Origin of the sequence: Kluyvera sp. Awk 3 (assembly GCF_028069715.1) — a bacterium.
GTDB classification, from domain to species: Bacteria; Pseudomonadota; Gammaproteobacteria; order Enterobacterales; family Enterobacteriaceae; genus Kluyvera; species Kluyvera georgiana_A.
Genome location: NZ_JANEWH010000286.1, coordinates 1 through 1,091, shown reverse-complemented (window position 1 = coordinate 1,091; position 1,091 = coordinate 1). Strand labels below are relative to the sequence as shown.

Below are 1,091 nucleotides of genomic sequence, written 5' to 3'. Positions count from 1 at the left end.
GGTAATAGGGATACTATCTTTATCCGGTTTATAAAATGGAGGTGTTATACTTAGATGCGGCCGTTCCCACGCAACATTTCGTTTCTTTACTTTGGCTGGGATACCAACAGCAATACAATTATTAGGAATCTGCCCCTTTAATATACTGCCATAACCCAAGATGCTACCATTACCTATCACACCACCAGATAAAATAGTCGTTCGCGCAGCGAGCCAAACATGTTCACCTACAACAATATCCCGAGGTTGATTTATTCTCAATCCAGTTCTTACATTAAAAATAGGGTGAGCATCATCAGCTCTTAATTCAACAGATGATGCAAGCATACAGTCCTCGCCAATTAATACCGAAGCACCTTCAGCAGTGGTAACAATACAGCTATTTGTACATGTGACTTTATCACGAATTTTCACATTACAATCTTGCCCAATGCGAATGTTCCCCACAAATTTATTATTACCTATTTCACAAAGACCATTGTCACAATCAAAAAGGATCATTGAATTATTTATTTGACTACGCTCATCAACTATAAGTCTATTATTTTTACCAGTAAAAGTTATCTTTACACTATTCCTATGCTCACCACTATAGATTATAACATTCCCACGTTTATCTTCATAAGCACCGAGAGTCACAATCATACAGCCTCCATCATGAAAATAATAAAGTAAGAAAATAAAGGGGGCCACGTGCCCCCTTATATACTATGAGTTATATATTATGTATTCATGGATATTAACAATAATGCTTTTTGGCTATCACTAAGTGATTCAACATCCCCAAGAGTAAAGAGTAACTTAGTCTTTTCAGAATCACTCAAAAATCCCTTACTAATGTTAAGCATCATTTGTGCATTTTTAAGGTGTACCCATGCATCATCAGGCAAACATTCAGAGTAATATTGAATAACGCTTTTCCAACCATATACTACCTTATCCCAATCCCCTAAGACTTGAGATAATTCAATCCAGAGCAACCAGCATTTCTTGCTAACATTTCTCTTATCTACAGACTGAATAATATTTAATGCTCTATCTAAATCCCCAACCATACGATAAGAATATGCATATTCGTACAAGAATGAAGC

Annotated in this window: 2 protein-coding genes; both read right to left on the bottom strand. The window is 36.0% G+C overall.

Features of this window, described 5'->3' with window-relative positions; genetic code table 11:
- On the bottom strand, positions 1–645 hold a 645-nt coding region (locus NNN71_RS24675), incomplete at its 3' end, for an acyltransferase (RefSeq protein ID WP_271459589.1).
- Positions 646–722: 77 nt separating this feature from the next.
- The coding region (locus NNN71_RS24670) for a hypothetical protein (protein ID WP_271459588.1) at positions 723–1,091 on the bottom strand (369 nt) is incomplete at its 5' end.